This is a genomic window from Endozoicomonas sp. SESOKO4, from assembly GCF_024606275.1.
In genome coordinates, this window is the sequence record NZ_JAHHPS010000398.1 from 1 (window position 1) to 2491 (window position 2491).

Below are 2491 nucleotides of genomic sequence, written 5' to 3' on the forward strand. Positions count from 1 at the left end.
CACTTCCACTGAGGCTGCAATAGCAGGACAAGTATCACCTTCGTCCCCTGAGCTGCAAGGGAAGAGACCAGCTCAGGTGATTTGCAGATGCCGTACCAGAATCCGTAATTGATCACGGTGGAAACGGCTAGCACGGAACCACTGGTGACCAGTTTCAGACTGTCTTCAACTAACGATGCATTATTGTAGTGACTTAATAAGTTGAATTGTTCTTCTTTCGATATACCTGAATGAGCCACCGAACAGATAATTAACAAGCACAAGAACAGCGGCATTAATTTAGGAATGTTTTCATTGCTTGTGTCTTTAATTCGGGCAACTAATTTCTTGGTCAGTAAATGACGAACCGAATCTTCCCGAACCGGGAGTAGTTTGTTTTTTGTAACTGTAAAATCATGACCAGCGCACATAGGAGTCTCTCATTCGGTCCGGGTTCTTTGAGTCTTGCTGCTGCCAAGAGACGATATAGTACAGCAACGGAACTTTCGCCATTTACCGGAAGTGTTGAATAAGCTCAAAGCCTTGCGCCTGTGAAGGATGTCAGGGCGTCTTGTCAATTAAACAAGGTGTACAAATAATCCAAAGGAGCATGAAATTTCTTCCATTGGTTACGAGCTGTTTCGCTGAAACTCTCTTCCAGTGAGTAGCCATAGACTATGTTGTTTGAAAAGCCATTGATCAGAGCGAGAGCCAAGGCAGGAGCCAGGGTAAGAGCAACGTTATTCAATAAATGGTTTGAATCCAGTCTTGAGCGTTGTTGCCACAGAAGATGCACAACTTCGCTTCCGACTACCGATCCCGTCGCCATTCCAGCGGCGCACCATAGTTCAGTTCGAACAGTAGCAGTCAGACTTTCTGCCACAAACAAGTTGGCTAATGTGACGTGGCCCAAGAATAATGAATTTGGTGATTGCGCAACATTTACGACTCCGACTGTAGCTGTGGCCCATGACCCAGCTATGGCTCCGGTTCCGGCTAAGACTTCTGCTGCCGTTGCTGTTTCAACTCTAATATCACCGTCTAAAATACGTTTTGAGAGATTACTTATTAATAATATTCCGTCTGTCAATACGGCAGATATGATGTAACCAAAAGCTGCTTTTCCCGGAGAGACACCTCTGGCAATCATTTTCTCGTGGACTATTGTCCCGACCATCATGCCAGTGAAAAATGACAACATTTTATATTCAGTGTGGGTAAAGTCCAAAGGTTGGATTGTACTTTCATTCTGGTACCTTAAACCCCCGACAGTAGTGGCTCCGGCTACCGTTCTTGCCATCACCTCATGGGTAAAGTAAGCCGTAGTCATTATGGGTATAAGATAGGGATCGCGGTTAGTGTATGCTTCATATGCACTGTATGCTGTTCCTACAAATCGCAGTGGCTGCCACCAGGGCGTCTCAAGAGGCCAGGGCGATACGCGACCGGCTAAAGCCACCTCGGTGGAGGTGATAACGGCAGCGAGTTGATTACAAAAAGATGATTTGGCCTCTTGTAACTCATTTTGCTCTGTGCCGGACAGGCCAAACCGACCGGAAAGGGCAGCGACCAGCCCCGTTGTTTTGCAGATGCCGTACCAGAATCCGTAGTTGATTACAGTGGAAACGGCTAGTCCGGAACTGCTGCTCACCAGTTTCAGACTATCTTCAACTAACGATGCATTATTGTAGTGGCTCAATAAATTAAACTGCTCTTCTCTCGATACGCTTGAGTGAGCGATCGAACAGATCAATAACAAGTATGAGAATAGCGGTATTAGATTACCGGATGTTTTCATTATTCATATCCTTAACTCGAGTAACTGTTTTATTGTCAGAAAACGACAAATCGGATCTTCCCGAAAAACTATTAACCTGCTTGTTTGTCGTTGTAAAAAAATGACCAGCACACGCAGGAATAAGTCATAAGTCCATAGAATTTTTTTGTTTTCATGAGGCTTTATAGTGCAGCAATGTAATTTTCGCCATCATTGTTTGGCGATTTATAAGATAAAATCTAATTAGCCGTTGCTTGCATCTCATTCATTGTTAATTAAACAAGGTGTACAAGTAATCCAGCGTATTGACAGACGGAATATTATTAATAAGTTATCTCTTAAAACAAATTTCAGACGATGATATTAGAGTTGAGACAGCAACGGCAGCAGAAGTCTTAGCCGGAACGGGAACCATAGCTGGGTCATGGGCCACAGCCGTAGTCGGAGCCGTAGATTCTGCGCAATCACCAAATTCATTATTCTCGGGTCAATTCGCAGTACCCATGTTCGTGGCTATGCGTCTGACTCCTGCCAGAACTGAACTATGGTCCGTCGTTGGAATGATCACCGGATCGATAGCCGGATCGGGAGTTATGTACCTTCTGTGGCAACAACACTCAAAACTGGACTCAAACCATTTATTGAATAATGTTGCTCTTACCCTGGCTCCTGCATTGGCGCTCGCCTTGATCAATGGCTTTTCAGACAATGCGGTGTATGGCTACTCACTGGAAG

Annotated in this window: 3 protein-coding genes; 1 reads left to right on the forward strand and 2 read right to left on the reverse strand. The window is 44.8% G+C overall.

The genetic code is table 11. From position 1 onward, the window contains the following. Positions 1–410: hypothetical protein (locus KDK16_RS07850; protein ID WP_257275459.1), on the reverse strand; the 410-nt coding region annotated here is incomplete at its 3' end. Positions 411–553: 143 nt separating this feature from the next. Next, positions 554–1678: a hypothetical protein gene (locus tag KDK16_RS07855; RefSeq protein ID WP_257275460.1), complete on the reverse strand. Its 1125-nt coding sequence runs from the start codon at positions 1676–1678 to the stop codon at positions 554–556. A 383-nt stretch (positions 1679–2061) separates the two neighbouring features. Here KDK16_RS07855 and KDK16_RS07860 point away from each other — a divergent pair. Then, positions 2062–2491, forward strand: a 430-nt coding sequence (locus KDK16_RS07860; protein WP_257275462.1) for a hypothetical protein, incomplete at its 3' end; no start/stop codon positions are given.